General features: G+C 27.8%; 23 protein-coding genes. 16 read left to right on the top strand and 7 right to left on the bottom strand.

The annotated features are described in order from the left end of the window. Window positions 1-4 precede the first annotated feature (4 nt). Window positions 5-277, top strand: coding sequence for a hypothetical protein (locus GOQ20_RS04080; protein ID WP_167845514.1), 273 nt, complete (start codon window positions 5-7; stop codon window positions 275-277). A 249-nt stretch (window positions 278-526) separates the two neighbouring features. Further along, window positions 527-1,087: a hypothetical protein gene (locus GOQ20_RS04085; RefSeq protein WP_167845515.1), complete on the top strand. Its 561-nt coding sequence runs from the start codon at window positions 527-529 to the stop codon at window positions 1,085-1,087. A gap of 66 nt (window positions 1,088-1,153) precedes the next feature. Here GOQ20_RS04085 and GOQ20_RS04090 read toward each other — a convergent pair whose 3' ends face one another. Both GOQ20_RS04090 and GOQ20_RS04095 read right to left on the bottom strand, forming a co-directional pair. Beyond that, complete coding sequence (locus GOQ20_RS04090; RefSeq protein ID WP_167845516.1) at window positions 1,154-1,747, bottom strand: hypothetical protein; 594 nt, start codon at window positions 1,745-1,747, stop codon at window positions 1,154-1,156. A 77-nt stretch (window positions 1,748-1,824) separates the two neighbouring features. Next, entirely contained in the window at window positions 1,825-2,661 is an 837-nt protein-coding gene (locus tag GOQ20_RS04095) for a DegV family protein (RefSeq protein ID WP_167845517.1), read from the bottom strand. Window positions 2,662-2,874: 213 nt separating this feature from the next. On the opposite strand from GOQ20_RS04095, the gene GOQ20_RS04100 reads away from it, so the two are divergent. From GOQ20_RS04100 to GOQ20_RS04120, 5 genes are all read left to right on the top strand, one after another. Beyond that, window positions 2,875-3,888 carry a glycosyltransferase family A protein gene (locus GOQ20_RS04100; protein ID WP_167845518.1) on the top strand — a complete coding sequence of 338 codons (1,014 nt, stop codon included), beginning with the start codon at window positions 2,875-2,877 and terminating at the stop codon, window positions 3,886-3,888. Between the two features lie 8 nt (window positions 3,889-3,896). Continuing rightward, complete coding sequence (locus tag GOQ20_RS04105; RefSeq protein ID WP_167845519.1) at window positions 3,897-4,550, top strand: RDD family protein; 654 nt, start codon at window positions 3,897-3,899, stop codon at window positions 4,548-4,550. Between the two features lie 30 nt (window positions 4,551-4,580). Beyond that, window positions 4,581-6,767, top strand: a complete 2,187-nt coding sequence (locus GOQ20_RS04110) for an ATP-dependent helicase (RefSeq protein WP_167845520.1) — start codon at window positions 4,581-4,583, stop codon at window positions 6,765-6,767. Next, window positions 6,767-8,365 carry an MHO_4530 family protein gene (locus GOQ20_RS04115; protein ID WP_167845521.1) on the top strand — a complete coding sequence of 533 codons (1,599 nt, stop codon included), beginning with the start codon at window positions 6,767-6,769 and terminating at the stop codon, window positions 8,363-8,365. Before GOQ20_RS04110 ends, GOQ20_RS04115 begins: the two co-directional genes overlap by 1 nt. A 108-nt stretch (window positions 8,366-8,473) precedes the next feature. Next, window positions 8,474-9,337 (top strand): PTS glucose transporter subunit IIA, encoded by an 864-nt coding sequence (locus GOQ20_RS04120; protein WP_167845522.1) that lies wholly within the window; start codon window positions 8,474-8,476, stop codon window positions 9,335-9,337. 54 nt (window positions 9,338-9,391) lie between these two features. On the opposite strand, the gene GOQ20_RS04125 is transcribed toward GOQ20_RS04120, so the two are convergent. Then, window positions 9,392-12,694, bottom strand: a complete 3,303-nt coding sequence (locus GOQ20_RS04125) for a hypothetical protein (protein ID WP_167845523.1) — start codon at window positions 12,692-12,694, stop codon at window positions 9,392-9,394. A 133-nt stretch (window positions 12,695-12,827) separates the two neighbouring features. Between GOQ20_RS04125 and GOQ20_RS04130 the strand changes: the two genes are divergently transcribed. The 9 genes from GOQ20_RS04130 to GOQ20_RS04165 all read left to right on the top strand — a co-directional run bounded on the left by GOQ20_RS04130 (window position 12,828) and on the right by GOQ20_RS04165 (window position 20,191). Then, a complete protein-coding gene (locus GOQ20_RS04130) occupies window positions 12,828-13,694 on the top strand; it encodes a tRNA pseudouridine(55) synthase TruB (protein ID WP_167845524.1) in 867 nt (288 codons plus the stop codon). Continuing rightward, entirely contained in the window at window positions 13,682-14,494 is an 813-nt protein-coding gene (locus GOQ20_RS04135) for a YcsE-related riboflavin metabolism phosphatase (protein ID WP_167845525.1), read from the top strand. Before GOQ20_RS04130 ends, GOQ20_RS04135 begins: the two co-directional genes overlap by 13 nt. 2 nt (window positions 14,495-14,496) lie before the next feature. Further along, window positions 14,497-15,357, top strand: coding sequence for an FAD synthase (locus GOQ20_RS04140; RefSeq protein ID WP_167845526.1), 861 nt, complete (start codon window positions 14,497-14,499; stop codon window positions 15,355-15,357). 114 nt (window positions 15,358-15,471) lie between these two features. Next, window positions 15,472-15,738 carry a 30S ribosomal protein S15 gene (gene rpsO / locus GOQ20_RS04145; RefSeq protein WP_129620039.1) on the top strand — a complete coding sequence of 89 codons (267 nt, stop codon included), beginning with the start codon at window positions 15,472-15,474 and terminating at the stop codon, window positions 15,736-15,738. 121 nt (window positions 15,739-15,859) lie between these two features. Beyond that, window positions 15,860-16,834, top strand: coding sequence for a recombinase RecA (recA, locus tag GOQ20_RS04150; protein WP_167845527.1), 975 nt, complete (start codon window positions 15,860-15,862; stop codon window positions 16,832-16,834). A gap of 42 nt (window positions 16,835-16,876) precedes the next feature. Continuing rightward, window positions 16,877-17,680, top strand: a complete 804-nt coding sequence (locus tag GOQ20_RS04155) for a TIGR00282 family metallophosphoesterase (RefSeq protein WP_187468889.1) — start codon at window positions 16,877-16,879, stop codon at window positions 17,678-17,680. 304 nt (window positions 17,681-17,984) lie between these two features. Next, window positions 17,985-18,251: a hypothetical protein gene (locus GOQ20_RS04925; protein ID WP_233091215.1), complete on the top strand. Its 267-nt coding sequence runs from the start codon at window positions 17,985-17,987 to the stop codon at window positions 18,249-18,251. A gap of 96 nt (window positions 18,252-18,347) precedes the next feature. Next, complete coding sequence (locus GOQ20_RS04930) at window positions 18,348-18,719, top strand: winged helix-turn-helix domain-containing protein (RefSeq protein WP_233091216.1); 372 nt, start codon at window positions 18,348-18,350, stop codon at window positions 18,717-18,719. Between the two features lie 377 nt (window positions 18,720-19,096). After that, window positions 19,097-20,191: an IS30 family transposase gene (locus GOQ20_RS04165; RefSeq protein ID WP_233091217.1), complete on the top strand. Its 1,095-nt coding sequence runs from the start codon at window positions 19,097-19,099 to the stop codon at window positions 20,189-20,191. Between the two features lie 124 nt (window positions 20,192-20,315). On the opposite strand, the gene GOQ20_RS04170 is transcribed toward GOQ20_RS04165, so the two are convergent. The 4 genes from GOQ20_RS04170 to aspS form a co-directional block, all read right to left on the bottom strand. After that, window positions 20,316-21,524, bottom strand: a complete 1,209-nt coding sequence (locus tag GOQ20_RS04170) for a hypothetical protein (protein ID WP_167845528.1) — start codon at window positions 21,522-21,524, stop codon at window positions 20,316-20,318. A gap of 136 nt (window positions 21,525-21,660) precedes the next feature. After that, entirely contained in the window at window positions 21,661-22,467 is an 807-nt protein-coding gene (locus tag GOQ20_RS04175; RefSeq protein ID WP_167845529.1) for an alpha/beta fold hydrolase, read from the bottom strand. A gap of 74 nt (window positions 22,468-22,541) precedes the next feature. Beyond that, on the bottom strand, window positions 22,542-23,894 hold the full coding sequence (gene asnS / locus GOQ20_RS04180) for an asparagine--tRNA ligase (RefSeq protein WP_167845530.1): 1,353 nt from the start codon (window positions 23,892-23,894) through the stop codon (window positions 22,542-22,544). 15 nt (window positions 23,895-23,909) lie between these two features. Then, on the bottom strand, window positions 23,910-25,628 hold the full coding sequence (gene aspS, locus GOQ20_RS04185; RefSeq protein WP_167845531.1) for an aspartate--tRNA ligase: 1,719 nt from the start codon (window positions 25,626-25,628) through the stop codon (window positions 23,910-23,912). Between the last annotated feature and the right edge of the window lie 6 nt (window positions 25,629-25,634).

Genomic DNA, 25,634 nt, shown 5'->3' on the forward strand with positions numbered 1-25,634 from the left:
TTTTATGAAACATAACCAAAACAAAAATTTTGATTTTGTTGATCAAGATACACTAGGCAAAACAATGTCAATAGACATTGAAACAATTGAAAAACAACCTTTAAAATATAAGCAAAAATTAGCTGAAGAAATTATTGAAGAGAATAAATTCACACCAGAACAAAAAGCTAAATACTTTCGTTCTAAAGTTGTGTATGTCTTTGCTATTTTAAGCATTTTACTTATCATTTCAATTCTTTCATTTTTAATTTACTTGATAGTGATGAAAATAATTTAATGAAGTCCTTTCCTACTTTGTAGGAAAGGTTTTTTATTATTTTTGCATCTATATACACTCATTTTGAGTAAGCAATCATCATCACTTTAGATTCATTGTATAAAAATTGTTATTTATCTAAGTTAAAATGGTAATTATTTTTATAAATAAAAATTCAATTAAGATTTAGATAAAATTAAATTAAGATATTTTATTTATGTATTTTTTGCAGTTTCATAAGAAAATTACTTATGATAATGGAGGTGTGCAATGCTTGGTATTGAATTTATTTTTTACCCATCTTCTAAACACAAATATGTTAATGCGTTATTTTTAGGACTAATTTCTTCTTTTGTTTTTTCTACATTCTTTTTAATGGTCGTATTTGCTTATACTTGAACAGATAATGATTCTAAAATATTTTCAAAAGTTTTCAATACTGTTTGCGTGTTTGTCTCGTTTCTATCTTTTATTTTATCCAGTTTATTCCATTATAGTTATCGAAGAAAATATAAAAATGATGAAATCGACAACACAAACCAATATAAAAACAAATTATTTTTAATAATATTTTCTGTTTTTATTTTAATTTTGGTATTAATTTTATCCTATGTTATGTTTTGGATATTCAATCTTAATTTTAAAGTCATTAAATGAAAAATTTCTTCTTCAGTTTATAGTTTAATTCAAATTCCTATCATTTTTTGCCTATGCTTTTTTCCTTCAATTTACCTTACTACAATATTTTATTTTGTTGTATATTTAATTAATATAAGAAGAGCTTATAAAAATAAAAGAATTTTAAACACTTTACCTTTTAGAAAAGAATAATTATCATTTAATATCTAATTAACTTTATATAAAAACACCTTTCCTCAATAATTAGGAATGGTGTTTTTATATAAGTTTATCAATCAAAGAAGTGATTAACTCTTTTTCTTCTTTATCCACAAATTTAGGCATTTTTGAATTATCAAAATCTAAACCTTGCTTAAATAAATTAAAGTTTGTATTTAAATTAAAGTAATTACTTAAAATTCATTTTAAATGCTCTATTTTGTCATAACTAAGAATCTCTTTTAAAGTTTGTTCGTGCACTAATTCAGGTAACATAAATCCAAATCCAGCATCAATAATTTCAAAATTAAGATCAATATAAGGTGAGTTGTCATTGACATTAAAATAACCGTATTTCTTGCTATGCTCTAAAATGTTTACCACTTTGAAAAAACGATTATATTTGTGACCTAAAGGTGTAAGTTCACCTTTAGAGTTATATAAAAGTGGACTATTGCTATTTTCATTTACAATCAATTCGTAATTATTTGTGATTTGTGAAATGGTTGACAGATTTTTTTCTGATAGAGTTTTGCTAAATAGGTTTTGATACCCAAATTGGTAATAAAAGTTAATAATAAATGGTTCTTTAAAATATTTAAAATGCTTAATTACAAACTTTTTAATAACTTCGAATTCTTTTTGTTCAATCATTTAATTTCTCCTATTTATATTTTAATAAATTTACCTTAAAAATAAAATGCAGAAACTTAATTCTACATTTTCAATAATTATTTTAATGTAAGTTTTGGCATTGCAATTAAAGCAATAGCTTCAGGACCTGTGTGGATTGCAATTGTCATTGGTGTTTTTTGAACAGTGTCAAGCTTAATGTCATTTTCTTGAACTACTTTATTGACTGTGTCATTATTTTTTTGATCAATTCCGCAAATAAGTGAAATGTCAAAAGAATCCTTAATTTTTACTAATTTTTCAATGATTTTTTGGAGCGCACCTGCGAATGTTCTTTTAAGAGCTACCGGTGATACGCTACCATTTTCTTTGTATTCAAGAACTGGAATCATTGCAATTTTAGTCATAAGAAATTTTTTAACACCTGTTAAACGCCCACCTTTAATCATGTAATTTAAATTAGTTGGGACAAGAAAAGTTAATGATTCGTGATTAATTTGGTTCATTTCACTAAGTAATTGATCAATATTTTGGTTCTTTTTGAAATGTTCAAGTGCAAAATTTGCAACTTTTGTAATTTGACTTCCAACTAAATGGTTATCAAAAATGTGAACATTTTTAAAGTTTTGAGCAATGGTTTTAGCATATCTTGAAGCTGAAGAAAGATTTTCGTTAATTCCAAGGTAAATTACCTCATCAAATTTTTCTGCAGCTTCTGTAATTGAAGTTTCAATTCGATCAAGTCTTGGAAGTGAAGTTAAAAAAGTATTAGCTGTAAGTAATTTTTCTAAAAGATTTTCAGTTGAATCAACACCATCTTCATAAACTTTTCCATTAATTTCAATTTGTAAAGGTAAGAAATAAAAACCTTGTTCTTGTGCTTCTTTTTGTGTAATTCCACTAAAAGAGTCAATTATTATACCTAATGTTTTCATAAATCATATTATATAGATAATTTTGAATTTGTTAATGTTATGAAGATAAAAATATTTTCTGTCATTTGTGCTGGAAAATTAACACTTTAACTGTTCATTATATACAAAAGCAAATCAACAGGTGGCAAATATGGTAAAATTTTAATATATATTTTAAGGCTATAAGTTATTTAAATTTATAGCGAATTTATTTTTTAACTTAAAAGGAGCAAAATGACCATTTCGTTAATCTCGCTTGATAATACAAACGAAAAAACAGTTGATACATTTTTAAAATCATTGCAGAGCCAAGATAACCAAGATTTTGAAGTAATTATCTGCTTAAATAAAAAAACTGAAGCTAAAAAAATCTTTAAGGTAATCCAGAGGTACAAAAGCTTTTTTGGAACAAGACTTGTGGTAATTTACAATTCAAAAATTAACAACTTCCAACATAATTTAATTAGCGCTTTCCGTGTTATTAAAGGTGATTATTTCACTGTTTTAAATTCCACAACTAACTTAAAAAGATACCACATAAGCACCTTAATTAAAGAAGTTAAAGAACAATCAGCTGATGTTATTGAATTCAAACCAAGAATCATTGGTTCAATTAAATGAAAACCAGCCAAAAGACTTGAAGCAGAGAAAGAGATGAAAATTGCTAATAACCAGCAAATTCTTGCCTATACATTCCCAATGATATTTAACAAAGTGTTTAAAACAAACCTTGCTAAAAAATTAATGAAGTACAAAGTTGAAAATAAAAATGATACTAAGTTCTGTCTTGAAGTTATGTATATGTTAATGTTTGAAGCTAAAAAATACATTTATTTAGATTATCGTATCTTTAAGGAAAACTTAGGTTCTGATGTATGACTTGTGTCAAATCACTTTTTAAGAACCTTCAACCTTTTAATTTCATATCTTAAAAATAGCAACATTAAATTAACTCAAGAATTAACATATGCTAAGTATTACTTTTTAAAACTGATTCTTTCAGGAATTTTATCAGGAACAACTTTTGCCTATAAAAATATTTGATCAGAGAAAAATGAAATCTCTGAAAAAAGAAGTCAACTTTTAATTGATAAGCACTTTAAGTTGATCCAGGAACTTGAATCAAATAATGAATTCCAGGTTTTTACAGCTTCAAATTTATATATGAACGTTGTTAATAACGAAGTTAAAGCACTTAAAAACAATTGAAAAAATAAACAAAGCAAAATATTAAGTTCATTAGAATAAGAAATAATATGTACGAAAACGCTCCTTTTTGAAAAAGATTTTTATCTAACTTTTTAGATTTCGTGATTGTTTTTTCTTTTTCTGCGCTAATTGTCTTTTTTGCAACTAGCTCAGACAAAGAAAATTTCACACCAAATTTTTATAATATTAAGCTACCAATTTTATTAATTATTTTACTTATTAGTGCTTATTATTTACTAACACCAATAATCACTAAAGGAAAAACATTAATGATGCTTGTTTTTCGCATCAAAATAATCGATAACTCTAATAAAAAATTTAAAGTTCTATCATTTTTAAAACGTAACATCGTTGGTTGTTATATTTGAATTTTGATCTTCTTGATTAGCGTTATCTTTTTTAGTCCTCTCCAATTATCAGAAATGGGAAATATTAAAGAAAATGATAACACTTTAAGCATCCTTAATGTTTTCAAAAATGTAATTGGATACTTTATCTCAATTTGATTTGTGATTATGGCAGTGAATTACATCATTATTATTAAAAATTCAAAGCGAAATGGGGTTAGTGAAGTTATAAGTGGAACTAGGGTTGTTAATTGAAAAATAGTGCAAGAGAGCAAAAAAATTCAAGATATTCCAATTTATCCATTTTATAAAAAATACCGCAACATTGTTTATTATCAAGTTGATAAATTTTAGCTACAAGCTATCAAAAAGAAAGGGAAATATATGATTACCAAAAAAATTGATTTGTTATCAGATTTAAATGAATCACAAAAAGAAGCTGTGGTGTATTTTGATACAAATTTAAGGATCATCGCAGGTGCTGGAAGTGGTAAAACAAAAGTATTAACAAGAAAAGTTTCTTATCTTGTTAATGATCTTGGAATTAGTCCAAATAAAATTCTTGCTGTTACTTTCACTAACAAAGCAAGCAATGAAATGAGTGATAGAATCAACAAATATATCCAAGATACTTCAAGTGGAAAAGTGCATATTTTTACTTTCCACTCATTTTGTTCTTGAGTTTTAAGAAGCCATATTGATAAAATTGGTTATAAAAAAAACTTCTTAATTATTGATGAACTTGACAAAAAACAAATTCTTGCTGATATTTATAAAAGATTAGATGTTTCAACTAATGAAATTAGCTACAAAAATATGATTCAATACATTACTTGAGCTAAAAATAATCACTACAATATGAAAGAAATGCAAGAAAACCTTAATGATACTGATTCAGATCTTATTCCTAAAATTTACCAAGAATACCTTAATGAACTTGCAACTAAAGGGTCTTTAGATTTTGACGATTTAATTATCAACACTAACATTCTTTTTGATGTAAGGCCAGATGTAGCTAAAGAATATCAAAAATACTTTTCATATATTTTAATTGATGAGTTTCAAGATACTTCACAAATTCAATACGACATTATCCGCAAAATTGTTGGTTCAAATACTCACTTAACAATTGTTGGGGATCCAGACCAAACCATTTACAACTGAAGAGGGGCTGATGTTAATTTAATTTTAAATTTCGACAAAGAGTTTCCTGATGCTAAAACAATCGTGCTTGATACCAACTACCGTTCTACTAAAGTTATTTTAAGAGCTGCTAATAAATTAATTAAAAACAATAAAAACCGGTTTAATAAAGATTTAGTAACTAACAATGAAGAAGGTGTTGAAATTGAGTTTTACCACGGATTTAACGTTGAAGCTGAAGCTAGATGAGTAGTTCAAAAAATTAACGAACTTAAAAAACAAAAAACTCAACTTAAAAATATCGCTATTTTATACCGTGCTAATTACTACTCACGCCCTTTTGAGGAAGCTTTAATTAATGAAAATATTAATCACAAAATTTTTAATGGAACTAAGTTCTTCCAAAGATCAGAAATTAAAGATGCTATTGCTTTTTTAAGAGTAATGTTTGATGGTAATGAAGTAGCGCTTGAAAGAATTATTAATGTACCAAATCGTGGAATTGGTGAAAAATATCTTGCTAAAATTAAAGAATTTGCAAAATCTAAAGGTATTTCTTTAATGACCGCAATTTATAAACATATTAAAGAACTTCCAGTTCCTAAAACTTTAATTGCTAAGTCAATTTTCCCATTTGTCCAAGAGATTTTAAAATACAAAAAAGCTTTAGAAACTAACAAAATTAGTGTTACATTAAACACTTTCTTAGAAAGTATTAACTATTTCAAATACATCGAAAATAACAAAAACCTTCGTGGATCAGCTGTTGATAACGTTAGAGAGTTGATTAACTCAATTGATAACTGAGAGAAAAATAACAAAGGTAAGGGAGTTCAAGAATACCTTAATATGGTGTCTCTTTTATCAGTTACTGATGATAGTGATAGCATAAATAATTATGTTTCACTTATGACAATTCACGCTTCTAAAGGTCTTGAATTTGACAATGTCTTTTTAGTAGGGCTTACTGAAGGAATTTTTCCAACTTCAAAATCCATCATTCACGAAGAAGGTCTTAGTGAATTTAGCCCGCTTAATAACGCTGAAGATGATCTAATTGAAGAAGAAAGAAGATTAGCTTATGTTGCTGTTACAAGAGCTAAAAAACAACTTTTCATTAGTGATAGTAGAGGAAAATTAATCACTACAAACGAAGACAAAAAACCTTCTCGCTTCATTGAAGAAATGGGTATTGATATTAACAAAACCATTTTATATACAGATTTTAAAAACAAAGATGATGATAGTTCATCAAAAACAGTTCAAAATAGCAAAATTATTAAAGGAGACATCATTAGCCATATCGCATTTGGTGAAGGTGAAGTTCTTGAAGTAATTGGACAAGATATAGTCGTTTTATTTATTAAAGACGGAAAGGAAAGAACACTTAATAAGGAACACCCTTCAATTAAAGTGATCTCAAACTAATGCTTTTAATTATTTTGCTTTCGATTTTCGCATTCTTAATAATGGTATCTATTTTCATAGCTACCTTATTTTTCTTTTACTTGCGTTCTTCATCTGGGATTATTCTTTTTAAAATCGACAACATCAACAAAAGGGTATTAAGATTAAGTGCTAAGTACCATTTCTTCTCAATTATTTTTGATAGCAAGAAAACTAAATTCAACCAATATTCATACATTGAACTTAGTGAAGTTTACAAATTCTTTGATAAAAAAACTAGGGATATCATTAGCGGATACATCGATAATCCAAAGGATCAAAAAGAGCTTGCAATCGAATTTAATAACAATTTTTACAATAGCAAAAATTTAACTTTATTTGAACGAATTGTTATTAGACTTGATACAACATTAAAAAAACATGAACCTTACTTTTTAACCATTAATAATGTGGGCAATGGAAATTACATTTGTTCAATTAAATGAAACCGTAAAAAAGTTTTTGACAATCGAATTGTTCTCCCTTATTTTAAAAATAACCTGCAACTTAAAACCAATTCCGAAAGTAATTACGTGCTTGCCTTTGCACTGAAGCCTTATTATTTCATTAATCAAATTGCTGCTGAAGATATTTCAAGTATCTACAACATGCTTGCCATAAACGAGAAAAAACACAAGTTTTTTTATAACCGTGATTCTTTATTTGTGGTGATACCTAAAAAAAGAAAAAGCAAAGGCTACTACACACATTTTTCAAACATTATTGCCCAAATTAACAAATCATTTGTCTCTTCTAAATTATTTATTGCAGCCACTATTTTTGAATACGGAAAAATCTCGGCAAACCAAGATTTAAACAACATTTCCAACTTAATTAATTACTCTATTTTCAACATTTTAAATGACCGTAGCAATTATGAAAACTACATCAATATGGATAAAAATTTCATCGAAAGCGATCAATATAAAAATTTCCTTGATTCATATGTAACTTACATTCGCAAAAATACTTCAAATGAATTTGGGATTGTTGTTGAAAATGTTGTCAATTACAACTCACAAAATGCTTCGGATATTCAAATTGCTAAAATCATTACTAATGATTTTGATCCCAGTTTAGAAAAATTCTTTAAAAACATTCCTTACTTAAATTTTCGTTTCGAATTAGCTTGATATACTTATATCCAAAACAAATTACCAAATGTTTCTAAAAAAACACTTTTTAAAGTATCTCAAGAAGTGTTTATTCACGATCAATTTACGCACAATGAAAAATCACCTTCATGTCTCGTGTATGCTTACGATTCAGTATTTAACTATGATCAATTAAAAACAATTATTGCTGAAAATTTAGAACATAAAATCCCAACTTCAATTTATGTTAATAATATTGATAAACCAATTTTGAATTTAATTGACAATCTTAAAATTCAATTAATTGTTATTGGTGGTCAAATTGCAAGTAAGATTGATAAAACAGATATTTTATTTGATTGCATCAATATTACCTTAAAAGCTAAAAAGAACAACACTAAAACAATTTACGAAAACTTACCTAAAAATTTAGATAGTTTTATTGTTAAAAAAGCTGATATTTTAGGCACTTATTCAACCAAATAAATTTGTGCAAAAATTCCACAATTTTTTTAAATTTAAAGTTGAATTAAGATTTTAAAAATTAAATTTTAATAAAATTTAATAACTATAAACTCATTAGGGAGGCAAAAAATGGAATTCTTTAAAAAATTATTTTGTAGAAAAAACAAAGTAGAAGTTCCAGCTAACGTAAGAAAATTAATCGATGCTCTTGGTGGAATCAACAACGTTTTAGCATACAACAACTGTGTTTCTCGTTTAAGATATGATGTTAAAGATATGTCATTAATTAACAAAGATGAACTTATTAACCTTGGGTTCAAATACGTAATTTATTTCGAAGGTCAAAACCACGTTCAAATCGTTTACGGTGTAGGTGTTGAAGAATTTAACAAATTAGTTAAAGATTCAGTGCCAACATTAAAAGCTGAATACGAAAAAGAAATGAAAAAAAACAGACATCAAAAAATTGCACAAGTAGTAGAACAATCTAAAAAAGAGGAAGAAGAAGCAGAAATTCCTAACCTTAGAAGAGTTAAAGCTCCTACAAGTGGAAGAGTAATTACTCTTAAAGAATTAAACGATGGTGTATTTTCAGAAGGAATGGTTGGTGAAGGTGCTGCAATCATTATGGAAGGTGAAGATGTTAATGGATTTATAAACATCGTTGCTCCTTTTGATGGAACAATCACAATGCTTCCAGCTAACAAAAACCAATTCATTTTAAAAGGTGACTTTGGTGCTGAAATCGTTGTATTAATTGGTTTAGATAGCTATAAACTTAACGGAATTGGTTTTAAAGATGCTTTACCATTAAACTCAAAAGTTTTAGCTGGTGAAAAAATTATGTCAGTTAACTTAAGAAAAATGAAAGAAGAAAATCTTGATACTCATTTAGTTATTGCTGCAACAGGTGATTCACAATACAAAAAACTTAAAGATTTAAGACCAGAAGCTTCAATTTCTCACACATTCATGAAACTTGAAAAAATCTAATAAGTAAAAAATCAAACTTGCCCTTTCTAGGCAAGTTTTTCTTATTTTTAAGCGTTATTTAAGCTGAAGAACCATTGAAGTAGGAATATGCTCACTCATTGACCTAAACTCTTTTGGAACAGTGATTGCATCATATAAATAAACATTTCCCATATTTTGTAAAGCAAAAGAATTTAAGTCTCATTCATATTTTTCTTCTCATTTTGGCTCAGCAGTGCTTCCTCAAGAATCTCCACTATCATCATCATAAATTAAATATCTTTTTAGAACTGTAGTAGGTACTTTTCTATCATGAGTGGCTTCATATCATCAGTCCGCAAAGATATATTCAATATCTGGCATTGGTTTTCTTTCAAATAATGATAAAGTAAATGAAGTAGGTTTATCATTTCCTGCTCTATTTGTAATATAAAGAGGTAATGCATAAGTTTTAAAGATAATTTTGCTTTCATCTCTAGAAACTTTAATAATTGGTTGTCATTTAATTTCAATTTCACTTTCTCTAAAGTGGAAAGTAGAGCTTTTTTCACTTGCAACAAGTTGCTTTACGCGATAAGTTTTTATAAATTGATTACTTTCATCTTCATTAAACAATCTTATGTTATTTTCAATTTCGCTAAGAGTCATATTTTTATGTTCGATCCCTGCAAATAATAATGTAAAGTGTTCTTTTCCAGTTAGTTCGCTTTCGAAAGAAAAATCAGTTCTGTTAATTAAGTACTTATCAATTGTTCTATCAATTCTGCTTTCTACTTCTCTAAGTTCAACCCTTAGTCTCTCAATATCATCTTCATCAGCATATTCTAATTCTAGATCTTGAATCCCTTCTAATAATTCAAATTTTCTTCGTTCAAGCAATGCAATTTTTTGATCTATATCTACTTTAGTTTTAAATCCGTCCTTTTTAAGCACAAATTCAGCAAAATAAGTTGTTGGATTAAGAGTTTTATCTTTTTCTTTATATGCCCTTAAGATTTTACTCATATTTCATTGGCCATCTTTACTAAAATACATATCAAAAGCAAGGGCATCACTATCAATTGAATCAAAACCGTGGAGAATTTTTCTAAAATGTGTATTATATCTATTTTTTACCATCCCTTGTCATATATGCCCTTCAGGATAGAAAGTGCTTCTTGTTGAAGAAAGAAGTGATGAATTAGAAATTTCTCTTACATTTAATTTATTTCACATTTTTTCAAGCTCAATGCTTTTTGTTTTCTCAATTTCTAATTCATTTTCTAATCTAGCAATTGAAAGTTCTTTACTTTTAATTATTTTATTTAACTTATCAATTAATGAACCTTCAAGCGCATTTTCACCACTAATACCGACATCGAAAGTAGGGTCATCACTTCCAGTTAACTTTTTAAGTTTTCTTTTGATTTCTAAAATCGTTGATTGCGCTTCGTCATTATTGTTATTAGCGTGTTTTAATTTAGTTTTTAAATCAGAAATTTCACTAAGATAAGCTGCTAATAATTGATTGAGTTTTCTAATACTTTCATCTTTTTCAGCACCTGATTTTTCTAGTAAAATATTTTTCGATTTAAGTTCATTTATATTTTTTTCATTTTGTTTTTTAACGTCGTTTAAATGCTTAATTTCAGCTTTATTAGCTGATATTTCGCTAGTCAAACTAACTTTTTCTTTTTCTAATTTTTTTATATCTAATGCCTTATTTTTCAGCTCACTATTTTTGTTCAAAAGTTCACTTTCTTTACTATTTAATAAATTAGTTTTTTCTTCGATTTGTTTTCTTAATTTATAAACTAAAGAATTTTCAAGCGCATTTTCTCCATTTTCACCAGCGACAAAGGTTGTTTCTGAATTCCCAACATACTCGTTTAATTTGCTTTTATTAATAGCAATAATGTTTTCTAAATTAACTATCTTGCTTCTTAATTTATAAACTAATCCTCCTTCTGCATTTTCACCATTTTCGCCAAAATCACGAGTTGGATGATATTTTTCACCTGTTATTTCTTCAATTTTGTTAATTAAAACATTTAAGTATTTTCTTAATTTTTCATCTCTTTCATTATTTAACTCTATTATCTTTGTTAAACTTTCATTTAACACTTTTGTGTTATTTATAATTGCGTTTTTTATTAAGTTAACAAGTTTAAGATGCTTTTTAAAGTATGAATTATTACTATTTACTTCAGAAATTAAAGCTTCTTTATATTCATTGCTTTCAAAATTAAAAAACTTATCAAGAAGAGCTTTATCTTCAAAATCTAAACTATTTCAAGCTACATAGCTTGAAGAAATTAATAATTCTTTACTTTCATCAATAATGATTTTTTCACCATTTATTAAGGTTAAATATGCATCTTTTGGTAATGAATACTTGATAATTTCAGCTAAATCTAGGTTGTTTGGATCTAGATTTTCATTAATATTAGTAAAGAGACTATTTACAAAATTATTATTGCTATCTTTTAATTTATCTATTTCTAAAAGCAATTCATTAATTGTGCTTCGATAGTCTACAAAGAAATTCACTAACATCTCTTTATTTAACTTAAGTTCTGAATTTAAATTAGAAATTTTGGCCTCATTTTCTTTAATTGTATTTTCATGCTGCACAATTTTTGCTTTCAAATTAGAAATGTTGCTATTTAAAGAAATAATTTGAGTTTCTTTTTCTTTGATAATATTCATTTTCTTTTCGTTTTCACCTTGTAAATGCGAAATTTCTAAATTTAATTTGTCCATCTTTTGTTTATTGATTGCAATAATGTTTTCAATTTCATTTAAAAGACGGACATTTTCTTTTTCAACATTTTTGAGTTTAAGTTTTAAACTTTCATAATCTTGTTTTAAAGTTTTTAAGTCTTTTTCAAGGCGTGAAATTTTAGCTTCTTTTTCTCTAATTGTGCTTTTTAAACTAGAAATTTCAGCTTTTAAGTTTCCAACAATTGAACTTTCAGAAGCATTTTCTCCATTAGCACTTGGATAAAAATCTTCATTTGAATTACCAACTAATGCTACAAGTTTCGATTTAGCTGTGATTAACTTCTCCTTTTCAGTAGCAATATTAGAGCTTAAAGCTTCAATTTGCCTATTTTTGTGATCCAAATCATTTTTAAGTAAGTTAATTTCATTTTTTCTTTTAGCTACTTGTCAATTCAAAGTTTCAATTTTCTTTTCGTTATTTTTGATTTCTTCTACATTTGCACAATGAGTAACCACAAAAGGTGTTATTAATAAACTAATAACACTAACACCAAGTAATACTCAAAGTAAATTTCTTTTGCGTTTTTTGTTAGTAGCTTCATATCTTCTTCCGAAAAGAAACGAACTATTTTCGTTTTTGATTAACATTTTTCATTTTCCTCCTCCGTTATTCATATAAAAATAATTGTTAGATGGAGAAATAATTAACTTTTGTACCTTTTTGTTTAGCTAAATTTTTGTTTTTGAATATTTATAAACGATATTGCGACAATTTTGTAAAATATAAATACACATTCGAGGTAAAGAAATGTTTTATAAATATTACAAAAAAAGTGGTGTATATACCAATTCTGAAGTAAGGAAACTTGGGAGAAGCTTAGGTGCTAAAAAAGTGGGTCATTCCGGAATTTTAGACCCATTAGCACAAGGATTAGTTTTAGTAGCTACTGATGCAGATACAAGACTTTTAGAGTTTATTAACTTCAAAAATAAAAAGTATATTGCAAAATGCAAATTTGGCTATTTTTCAGATACTTTAGATACAGATGCAGAGCAAATTTATAAGTTAGAAAACCCTGCGCTAATAACTAAGGAAAATCTTTTAATTGCTCTTGAAAAAATCAAGCAGCTTAAAGAACAATTACCCCCAAAATATAGTGCTAAAAAAATTAACGGGGTTAGAGCTTACGTATATGCAAGGGAAAATAAGGAAGTAGAGCTTAAAATGCAAAAAATAGAAATATTAGATGCTTCGCTTATTGAATTTGATGCCCAAAAACAAGAAGCTACCTTTGCTTTTGATGTTTCTGAAGGAACTTATATTCGCTCGCTTTTAAGAGATATTGCAAATCTTTGCAATACCGAAATGGTAATGAGCTATCTTAAAAGAGATGCAGTTGGTTTAGTTAAGTTAGAAAAGTTAGAACCTGAACAATATAGCGAAATTTCTTATGATTTAATTTTTGATTTAAGCAAGTTTGCTTTAAATGAAAAGCAAGTTCTTGATTTATCTTTTGGTAGGGAAATTAAGGCATTTTCAGCTAATATGACAAACTTAGAAAAGGTTTTATTAATTAACAAAAGCACCAATTTAATTTGTGCCGTTGGTGAATTTAAAAACGGTAGAATTTACCCGAAAAAAGTATTTCCTGAGAGGTTATTATGAAAAAAATAAAAGATATAGTAAAAATTGCAGCTTTCGATGTTGATGGTACATTATTACCAAATGGACATATGCGTTTTTCTAATAACATTAGAAAAATGTTCCAAGAATTAAGAGAGCATAAAATTATTTCTGTGCTTGCTACAGCTAGAGAATTTGCAACTATTGGTGATTTTTTAGAACAATTAAACCCAGATTATTTCATCGGAGCAAATGGAACTTTTATTTGAGATGTTCAAAACAAAGAATTTGTGTATAAAAAAACCTTGATTAAAGATGAAGTTATTCAACTTTATCACTTAATTCAAGATGATGTCAGAGGGTTTTCAATTACCGATTTTAACAAGGTTTATAAATCACCTAATGTCAATTTAAATTCATGATTTATTCGTCCATTTAAAGATAATTACCACGACTTTGATGAAGAAGTTTTAGGTACAGATGATTTATATGTAATTACTTTAAATACAGAACACCCAAATGAAGTAAGCGAAAAAATTAACAAAATCATTCAAGAAAATAACTTCCAAATGGAAGTATCTGCCATTTGAAGTAAGGGTATTTTTGTTGGACCAATTGCAATTAACAAAAGTAATGCTCTTTCATATTTGACAAACAAATTAGGTTTATCTCTTGATAATTTAATAGCTTTTGGGGATAGTGAAAATGACTATGAAATGCTTAAAGATGCATTTTATGGTGTTGCAATGGAATGTGCAAAACAACCAATTAAAGAAGTAGCTAAAGATATTGCTCTTGATTGTGAATATGATGGTACTTACTTAAAACTTAAGGAACTTGAAATTATCTAAAAATGAACGATTTAATAATTTACCAATTTCAAGATTTTGTTCCGCAAAAAGATGATATTTTCATTCTTGGTTCCTTTGAATCTTTTCATTTAGGCCACTATAATCTATATAAAAAAGCTTTAGAACAAAAAAAAGATAACCAAAGAATCATCTTAGTGACATTTAATAATGAAATTGGAATGCCTAAATTTAATGGTGAAATTTTCACTGATAATAATTACAAATACAAAAGTTTATCTGACTTAAAATTTGATGCTATTGTGGAACTTAATTTTCAAAAAATCTCACAACTTAATGGTGAAAACTTTATTTATGCACTTACACAAAATTTACCTTGCACCATAATTACAGGTAAGGACTTTAAATTTGGAAAAAATGCTTCAAGTAATTGCAATGACATTTCTTGCTATAATTTAGATTCAAAAGTTGAAATTGTCGATTTATTAAAAGTTAATGGTGTTAAAATTAGTTCCAAATTAATTAAAGAATTAATTCAATATGGAAATATTGAAGATAGCAATAAATTATTAGTTTTTAACTATGGATTTTCAGCAGTAATTAACCAAAAAATGGAGCTAAAAATTTCTGAAAACCTAGTGAGAATGCATCCTGGTATTTATGGAGCTTCACTGCTTTTTGATAATGGTGTTGGCATATACGGAATAATTCATGTTAAAATGGATCGTAGCTACCATTTCATTTCTTTCGATCCTAAATTTAAGATTGAAAATGATACAAATATCTTAATTCAAGTCTTTAAAGAATTTAGAATTATTTCAAATAGTCAGTTAGATAATGTTAATGAAAAAGACTTTTTAAGCATCAAATCTTTTTTCATTAATCTAATCCAAAACTCAAATTAAAATGATATAATACAAAAGCTATTATGATAGCACTAATAAAACATAAATTTTATACTTAGTTTAATGTTCAAATTAAGCTCGGTTTAAAACATAATTTAACTAAAGGAGATAATTATGGTTTCTAAAGCTCGTAAAGCAGAACTTGTTGCTAAATATGGAAAAAATGCAAAAGATACAGGGAACGCTTTTGTTCAAATTGCTATTTTAACAGAAGATATTGAATCTTTAAAATCACACTTTGCAGTAAATCCTAAAGACTTCCACTCACGTAGAGGTTTCTTAGCAAAAATTTCACAACGTAAAGTTTTACTTAAACACTTGAAAGAAACAAACCTTGAAGAATACAACAAGTGTTTAGAAGCTCTTAACTTACGTAAATAATATTTGAAAATATATCTTTGGTTTTCTCTTGTAAAGTGGAAAAACAAAGATATATTTTTTATTTTGTAAACTTTCCAGTTATATTCAATTTTTACTTATATTAATACTGGAGGGATAATTAATGGATGAAAACAAAGAACTTATAAAAAATGCTCTAAATGAAGTGTCTAAAAAATTTGGAAAAGAAGCAATTATGCTAATGGGTGATTCAAAGGTTTTAGATATTGAAACTTTCTCTAGTGGCAGTTATGCCTTAGATAAAGCGCTAGGAATTAACGGAATACCAAAAGGAAGAATTATTGAGATTTATGGACCTGAAAGTTGTGGAAAGACAACTTTATCACTCCATTGCATAGCTGAAGTGCAAAAACTAGGAAAAATAGCAGCTTTTATTGATGCTGAGCATTCAATAGACCCAATTTATGCTAAAAACATAGGTGTAGATATTGATAATTTAATTTTAAGTCAACCAGATTCAGGTGAGCAAGCACTTGAAATTGTTGATATGCTCGCTAAAAGTGGTTACATTGATTTAATAGTAGTTGATAGCGTGGCTGCTTTAGTTCCTGAAGCTGAACTTCAGGGAGAAATGAAAGATCAACAAATTGGACTTCAAGCTCGCCTTATGTCTAAGGCACTTAGAAAAATCACTGCTAGTTTAAACAAGAATAATACAACTGTAATTTTTATTAACCAAATTAGAGAAAAAGTTGGTGTAATTTTCGGTAATCCTGAAACCACTACAGGTGGAAGGGCTTTAAAATTTTATTCAAGCATTCGGATTGAAGTGAGAAAAGGTACTGTTTTAGCTGACGGAAAAGAATTTGTTGGAAATGAGGTTAGATTCAAAGTTGTTAAAAACAAATTATCTGCACCTTATAAAACAGCTCAAAGCGAAATTGTTTTTGCAAAAGGAATTGATCGAATTGGGGAATTAGCAGATTTAGGTACTGAAATAGGAGTTTTTGCTAAAAAAGGTGCTTGATATAGTTACAATAATCAAAACATTGCGCAAGGAAGAAAATCTTTAAAAGAATATATCTTAAATAATGAACAAATTCAGAAAGAAATTTTAGAAAAACTTAATCAAAATTAATTAATATATTAAACATTTGTTCTTAACATATATAATATAAACATGAAGAAACTCAACGTACTTTTTATCGGTGATATTTTCGGTGAACCAGGAGTTGTAACCGTTGAAAAAGTATTACCAAAAATAATTAAAGAAAATAATATTGACTTTGTAATCGCACAAGGTGAAAACGTGACCGGTAGAAAGGGTCTTGACAATCAAGATTATCTTAGACTTAAAAATATAGGTGTAAATGCAATTACAATGGGGAATCATGTTTGAGCTAATCCTGATATTTACAATTTTATTGAAAATTCAGATGTTATTAGACCTTTAAACATACCAATTGATTACCCAGGGGTAGGAAGCAAAACTTTTGATGTTAAAGGATTTAAATTGCAAGTAATTTCTTTAATGGGGATTACTTTTAACACTTTGATGTCACCTTGAAATGAAGAAGAAGCTTTAAACTTTTTCGATAGTATCGATATTCTTTTAGATAGTATAGAAAATGTAGATTTTCGTTTTGTAGACTTTCACGCTGAAACTACAAGCGAAAAAAATGTTCTTGGTTTATATTTAGACGGTAAAGTAAATGCAGTTTGTGGTACACATACGCATGTTCAAACAAATGATTATCGAACATTACCAAATGGAACTGCTTACATTAGTGATGCTGGAATGTGCGGGCCACAAAATGCTGCAATTGGTGCTAACTATGAACAAGTGTATAAAAAAATGCGTTACGGAAGCAAAGAAAAATTTGAAGTTAGTCCAAATAACACTCAATTTAACGCAGTAATTATTGAAATGAGTGAAAATAAAAATAAAATATCGCCAATAAGAATTGATGATATTAAGTTTTAATTAAAAAGCAAAAAACTAAATCTCTTTTAATCGATTTTAATTTAAATTGTGATGGAGTGATCCGAAACACAATAAAAGGAATGGTTATAAGCCAGGCTTTTTATTGTGTTTTTATTTCTTTGTTTTTTGCTTTGATAGGTTTTTACTTTATAAGCATTTATGAATTTTTGTACTACTTTTTTATAATTTAAATGTCGAAATCATAAGAGAAATTGATAGGAAAGATAAAGTGGAATAAAAAAGATTTGATGGACCAGTTTGAATACAAGCTAAACAAGTTAGTAAATATTTTGAAGACAATATCATGGCTTCCTTCACCATTAGAGAACCTGATAAAATTGAACATAAGATTATTTACAATTATCCATTTACAATGTTTGAAGAACTTGCTACTAATGCTATTTTACATAAAGAATATGATACACCTGAATATGTAGGGATATATATTTATAATGATAGAATTTATTTTGTAAATCACAACAGACCTCTTCCGCCTGTAACTATTGAAGCCCTAAATAAGGAAATTAAAGATATGTTTTTGAAATTAAATTTAATAGAGTCTTATGGTTAAGGTATAAGAAGAGCAAAAGACGCTCTATTTAAAAATTCTTATCCTGAACTCAAATTTTATCCCGACAATGAAAATGACAATTACACCAATGCAGTTATGACCATAAATTCGGAATTTTTGAAAGACTTTACCATTAGTACTACCAAAGAAACTGATCAAACTACCAAAGAAATCGATGGGACTACCAAAGAAACCACAAAAGAAACTGCTCAAACTACCAAAGAAATCGATGGGACTACCAAAGAAACTTATGAAACTAACGAAGAAATTATTAATATTAAAGAGCAGATATTGCTTCTTATAAAAAACAACCCAAATATTACTGCAAAACAGATAGCAAATGAGTTTAAAGAAATAACAGAAGATGGCGTCTGATATCACTTAAGAAAACTTAAATCTAATGATCTCATTAAAAGAGAGGGTTCTACTAAATCAGATAAATGGGTAGTCACGAAATCGAATAAATAAAATTTATAAATTAACAATAACCTTTAGTTTCAATACATGGATTGCAATTCACATTTCAATGCTAAGGGGTATCAAAAAACACAAAAACCATACCTTTGATCCATACTTTTCTCTTACATTTTGTTGTTGTTGACTTTATAGTTAATACTAAGTCCTAATTTAAGCAATGAAAATTGTCAAAAAGTTAATTTCAATATATAAAAAATCCTGTAAGTAATTACAGGATTTGCTCGATTGTAATTTGCATTGCAACGCGGGGGGGTCAAAAACACAAGAAAAAAAGGCATGGCTACACGCCACGCTTTTTTTCTTGTGTTTTTGTTTCTTTTAAATTTATTAAAATTTTTTTGTGGTGTTTTTGCAAAGGATCCACATAAATGAATTATAAAAGAATTTGTTTCAAAAATAGGGCACAACTAGAACTTTTTTTAAAAGATTATTCGATTTCTTTAGAAAAAATTGCAAAAATTCTTGGTTTTTCAAAATCTACAATATGAAGAGAAATAAAAAATAATTCGACCGAAAATGGGTATATAGCTGAAGAAGCTGAAAACAAATCTAAAATAAGAGAAAAATGAAAAAATCAATTTAAATTGGAATCTGATTTTTATTATTACAAAGACTTCACAAAAGTGTTTTTAGAAAACTTTGACAATACTTATTCAGGGGTAAAAATTACCTGATTCAAAATAAAGAATCATTATGATTTTCCAATACCTACAATAAAAACAATTTACAATTGAATGAATAGCGGGTTATGAGCTTTGACAATAAAAAACAAGCTACGTCCGCGTTATAAAAAAGGTGGAAAAAGAACTGGTGACACAATAACAAGACTTGTAGGTAATAGATATGTTATACCAATAACTTTTAGACCTAAAAATGTTAATGATAGATCTGAATTTGGACACTGAGAAGCTGATTTAATTGTCGGTAAAAAAGGAAAAAGCACTGCACATTTATTAACCTTTGAAGAAAGACAAACTCGTTATGGATTGATAAGGAAAGTACCTGACAAAAATCCGTGAAATGTAGCAAAAGTGTTGTTTGAATTAATCAAAGAAAAAAGACTAAATGTTAAATCTATAACTATTGATAACGGACTTGAATTTAAGTCGTTTTTCATGATTGGTTATAGGTTGCAAATTAAAATTTATAAAGCTGATTCATATGCTTCTTTCCAAAAAGGATCAATTGAAAATTTTAATGGTTTAATAAGAAGAAAATATCCAAAGAAAACGAATTTTAGCAAAATATCCGATGAAGAAATTATGGAAACAGAAAAACAAATAAACAATATGCCAAGAGAAATTCTTGATTATTTTTCAGCTGATGAGTTATTTTTCGATTTGAATTATTATAAAAAACCTTGAGATTCAAAAATACAAGAAATCCAATTATATGATCGTGCTTTTAGAAAAAGAAAGTCCAATACTGAAAGAAACAAATTCTTCAAATGATATAAAAAATAATTCATAAAATTTAAAGAAACACCACAAAAAAACACCATCCCATATGTTGCGTTGGGAGTGGTGTTTTTGTTGCACTGGAGATTACACTCAAGCAAATCCTGTAAGTAATTACAGGATTTTTTTATTATTGTGAATTTCTTCTATTTGCAATTTCTACTAATTTAGCTTTTGTTTTGTCTGTGTAAGTTAATAATTTAGATTTAATAATTGGTGTAATAAATGATACTAATTTATTTTTAATAGCATTTTTAACAAAATTAGGAATTACGAAAGAAGCAGGAATAGCTCTAAAAGTGTAATCTTGAACTAATTCAACGATTTTTGTAGCTAATGTTTGAACTTCATTTTCGCTAAAGTTTAAGATAAATTGAGTTTTTAAGACTTTTAATAATGCTGAAACTGTTTGATTAGCTAAAACTTGATTAATTTGGTTTTTAGCTTTTTTAATTCATTGGTTATTTGCATTTTTTTCTTCAATTTGTGCAGCTGTTCATGAAGCATCTGCTTTTTTAAGATCAAGTCTTACATTACCTGTTTGAACTCCGTTTGGTGCTTGGAATTTTAAGGTAATTCCTCAGTTAGCTCCATAATCTGGGTCAATTTCAATAATTTGTAAATCATCACTTAATTGAACATTAGCGGTTTGTTTAATGAATTCTTTAATTTTTGCAACTACTGCATTATACTCATTTAATTTGTTTTTCTTTTGAGCATCAGCTAATGTGATTTTGTTGATAAATGGATTTAATCTATTTGTTTTAGCTGCGTCTGTTAAAGGTTTTAATTCACCTTTAAATCATTGTTCTGTTACATAAAAGTTGTTGAAGAAATTTTGGAATTCTTTTTCAAATTCTTTTGCTTCAGTAGCATTTGTCACTTGAACTGGAAGTGATAATTCTCAGTTAGTTGAGAAAAATGGACTATTATCATCTAAAAATGGCTTAACTAATTCAAGATATTCATCTTTTGTTAAAGTTACTGCTTTAGGTGTTTGAGGTAAATGGAAACTTCCAATATTTAATTGTGTGTTTAACTTTATTTTTTTAATTTCTGCACCTTGAGATTCAAATTCTCTTAGTTTTGTTTCATATTCTCTTAATTGACTTGATGCAGTTTTTAAATCAGCTACATTAGCAATATTTAACGAATAATTTACTGTAAAAGTATCATTAACTGGTCTTTTTGGTTCTTCTTGTGTGTTTGAAGAGTCAGCTGAAGGTTTAGTATTGCCATTAGCATTAGTATTACCACATGAAAGTAAAATTAACGGTGATGCTGTGGTAGTTAAAACTAACCCAAAACTAGTAAGAAATTTCTTATTAAATAATTTCATTTATTGCTCCTTTTTTAAGTGTCTAATAAAATTTTACTCAAAAAAAAAGGAGCACAAAATTCAAATAAGTAAGAAATTTGCATAAAAAACAATTTTTGCAAACTGTTTTTCCAAAGGTAATAAATAAAAGAAATTATTAGCTTTTTAAAATAAAATTTATTGATTCAAAAAAGTCTTTTTCTTTTTCGAATCAAGGACTATGTCCGGCATTTTCAAAAACAATTGTTTTAGTATCTGCATTAAGAGAATGATAGTAATTACTGATGTTTTCTGTATCTATAATCCCATCATGATCACCATATAATAAATATAAATTTCCTTTATAATTTGCAATTCCTTCATCGATTTTATCCATATTTTCTAAGTTAGGAAGCGAGTGTCCTAGCTCATAAATATAGTCTAATTTTTCTTGATTATTCTTAAAATAATTCTCAAGCATTTGCATATATTCTGGATTTTTTAGGACTATATTTGGGTCATAATAACATAAAGCAGCTAATTTTTCATATTCTTTAATATTACGTGGGAAAAAACTTTCTTTAAATACTTCAGTTTTCACAAGTCCCGATCTACTCATTGGGCCAACTAAAATGATGTTTTTGATAATATCTCCGAATTTTTTCACTAGCATCATTGCAAGCCCACCACCCATTGAATGCCCAATAATAGTTAAATTATTAAGATTATTGCTTGAAATATAAAATTCTAAAACTTCTAAAATATAATCCATATTCATTGTTGATTTTGAACTGGTACTATTACCATGAAAAGGTGCGTTTAGAGCATGAATATTATGCGAATCAATATAATCATAAAATTTGTGATAGTAGTCAAAATCTGCGCTAAAACCATGAATAATTAAAATGTTTTCTTTTGCGTTATTATCTATTTTTAAATATTCGATTTGGCAATCTTGATACTTGAAAAAGTTTATTTGTTTCATAAGTAAATTTTACTTTATATTAAATAAAAAATGAAATATGGATTACCATATTTCATAATTATTAAGGGTTAAAATTACATTCTAATATTTCCAGCAGTTCTTGGATAAGGAATAACATCACGGATGTTTTCAATACCTGTTACGTACATTACAAGACGTTCAAAACCAACTCCGAATCCAGCTGATGCAGCATGACCAAAACGACGAAGGTCAAGGTATCATTGTAAGTCTTTTTCATCGATTCCAAGTTCTTGAACTCTTTTTAATAATTTGTCATAATCACTTTCTCTTTGGCTTCCACCTACCATTTCACCAACTCCTGGCACTAAAAGGTCAAAAGCAGCTACTGTTTTACCATCTTCATTTTGGTGCATGTAGAAAGCTTTAAAATCTTTAGGGAAGTTAATAACCGCAACTGGAGCTTTAAAGTATTCATCTGTTAAGTATCTTTCGTGTTCTGAACCAAGATCTAAACCAAAGTGAATGTTTTTATCTTCAAAGCGTTCTTTTACTTTATCTAAAATTTCTAAAGCTTCTTTGTAATCGACAATTTTAAGAGGGCTTTCAACAAATTTTTCTAATCTTTCGATAATTCCATTTTGTAATGTTTCTTGGATGTATTCCAGTTCAAATTTGTTTTTGTGTAATACATTTCTTACAACTACTTTAATTAAGTTGTGAGCGAGTTTGATTGCATCATGTAAATCATAAAAAGCAACTTCTGGTTCAATCATTCAAAATTCTGCAAGGTGACGTTTTGTGTTTGAGTTTTCTGCCCTAAATGTAGGTGCAAAAGTATAAATTTTGTTCATTCCAATAGCGTAACTTTCACCATGAAGTTGTCCTGTTACACCTAATGTTGCTTTGTTTCCTTTTCCAAAGAATCCATCTTTTGAGCCATCACTAACGTTAAATGTTTCACCAGCTCCTTCACCATCATTTGAAGTAATAATAGGGCTATTCATGTAGTAAAAGTCTCTAGAAGCAAAGTATTTATGAACTTCTTGAGCAAGGGTTGAACGGATAAGCATAATTGCTTTGATTAAACTTGTACGGTGACGCATATGAGGTAATTCTCTTAATACGTCCATTTTCATTTCTTGGTTTTGAATTGGATAATCTTCATCAACATTTTTGTAGCTGACGATTTCTGAAGCTTGAAGTTCAATTGGTTGCTTTGCTTCAGGTGTTGAATGAAGAGTTCCTTTAACAACTAAAGCAGCACCTGTTCTTAATGAATCTACTAATTCAAGGTCAAATGTTTCTGATTTAAAAACAATTTGAATGTTTTTAACTGTAGAACCGTCGTTTAATGAAACAAAACGAATTTTTTTGTTTCCTCTGTTTGAAGAAACTCATCCTTGTAATGTTACTTCTCAACCATCATAAAAATCTGGTTTTAATAAATATTTTTTTATTGAATGCATTTTTTCTCCTATTTTTTAATCTTCTTGTTGTTCTTCTTTTTTATTTAAAGCAATAAAAAGTTCATCAAGTTGTTCTTGTGTAACTGAAGATGGAGCTTCAGTGAACACATCATCATTTTTTGCGTTTTTAGGGAATGGAATAACATCTCTAATTGTTTTTTGTTTAGCTAAAATCATAATTAAACGATCCATACCAAGACCGATTCCGCAATGTGGAGGTACTCCGTATTCGAAAGCTTTTAAGAAGAAACCAAAACGAGATTTTTGTTCTTCTTTTGAAATTCCAATTAAATCGAACATTTTTTCTTGTGTTTTTTGGTCATAAATTCTAGCACTTCCTGAACCTAATTCAAATCCATTAAGCACAAGGTCATAACTTTTAGCTCTAATTTTATCCATTGGAAGTTTATCTAAATCTTCAAGATCATGATCGAATTGAGTAAATGGGTGGTGTGCTGCAGCTCAAGTATTTGTTTCTTCATCGTGTTCAAACATCGGTCAATCAACAATTCATGAGAAGTTATATTCTTCTCTAGCTCAGTTAAATCAACTATTAAGTTCTACCCGAAGAGCACCAAGAGCTTGTGAAGCATTTTCGTATTTATCACAGCAGAAAAATACAGTTCCATTTTGAATGTTTTTATCTTTAATAAATGCATTTACTTCATCAGCAACTTTAGAAGCAAAGTTTGAATGAGCCACTGCTCCATTTTCAATAACAAAGTAGAATAAAGCTTTTACTTTGTTTTTCTTAGCGATTTCTTCAAGTTTTTTGAAATCTTTCTTAGAAATTACTTCTTCAATTTGTAAGTATCTCTTGCTTGGAGCATCTTTAATTATGTTAAATTCAGTTGAATTACAGAAAGAAGGTTCATCTTTAATTTTTACTTCGTATCTTAAATCCGGCTTGTCTGAACCATAATCACGAATACAGTCATCAAATTTAAGCCTTTGGAATGGAATCTGAATATCGACGTTCATAACTTTTTTCATAAAGTGCTTGAACATCTCTTCAATTTTACTTTGGAATACTTCCACGTCCATAAAACTTACTTCCATATCGAGTTGGGTAAATTCAGGTTGACGATCTTTTCTTGAATCTTCGTCTCTAAAACAACGAGCAAATTGATAGTATCTTTCAAAACCAGAAATCATTAAAAGTTGTTTGAAAAGTTGTGGAGATTGTGGAAGAGCAAAAAATGAATTATATTTACGTGTTGGAACTAAAAAGTCTCTGGCACCTTCTGGTGTAGCTTTTGATAAAATTGGCGTTTCCAGTTCATTAAAATCTTGACTTTGTAAGTATTCACGCATTGCAAAGTAAACTTTATTTTTAAGCAAAATAGTTTCTTGCATAATTGGACGACGTAAATCTAAAAATCTATATTTTAGTCTAAGTTCTTCTTTAACATCAATATCATCTCTAATTGGGAACGGAAGTTCATTAGCTGTTGAGAAAATTTTGTATAATGAGACGATAACTTCAATTTGACCAGTTTCGATTTTATCATTTGGGTCTTTTCTAGCAACAACAGTTCCTTTAACTTCTAAAACTGTTTCTTTTGGAAAATTAATTGGTTCATTAAAAACAAGTTGAGTAATTCCGAATCTATCTCTTAAATCCACAAAATTAATTTCACCAAAACGACGTTTATTTGCTACTCATCCATAAAGAGTAACTTCATTACCAACATCACTTAAACGTAGTTGATTGTTTTTGATTAATTTATTCATATTTAT

Source organism: Mycoplasmopsis gallinacea (assembly GCF_012220205.1).
Taxonomy (GTDB): Bacteria; Bacillota_I; Bacilli_A; order Mycoplasmatales; family Metamycoplasmataceae; genus Mycoplasmopsis; species Mycoplasmopsis gallinacea_A.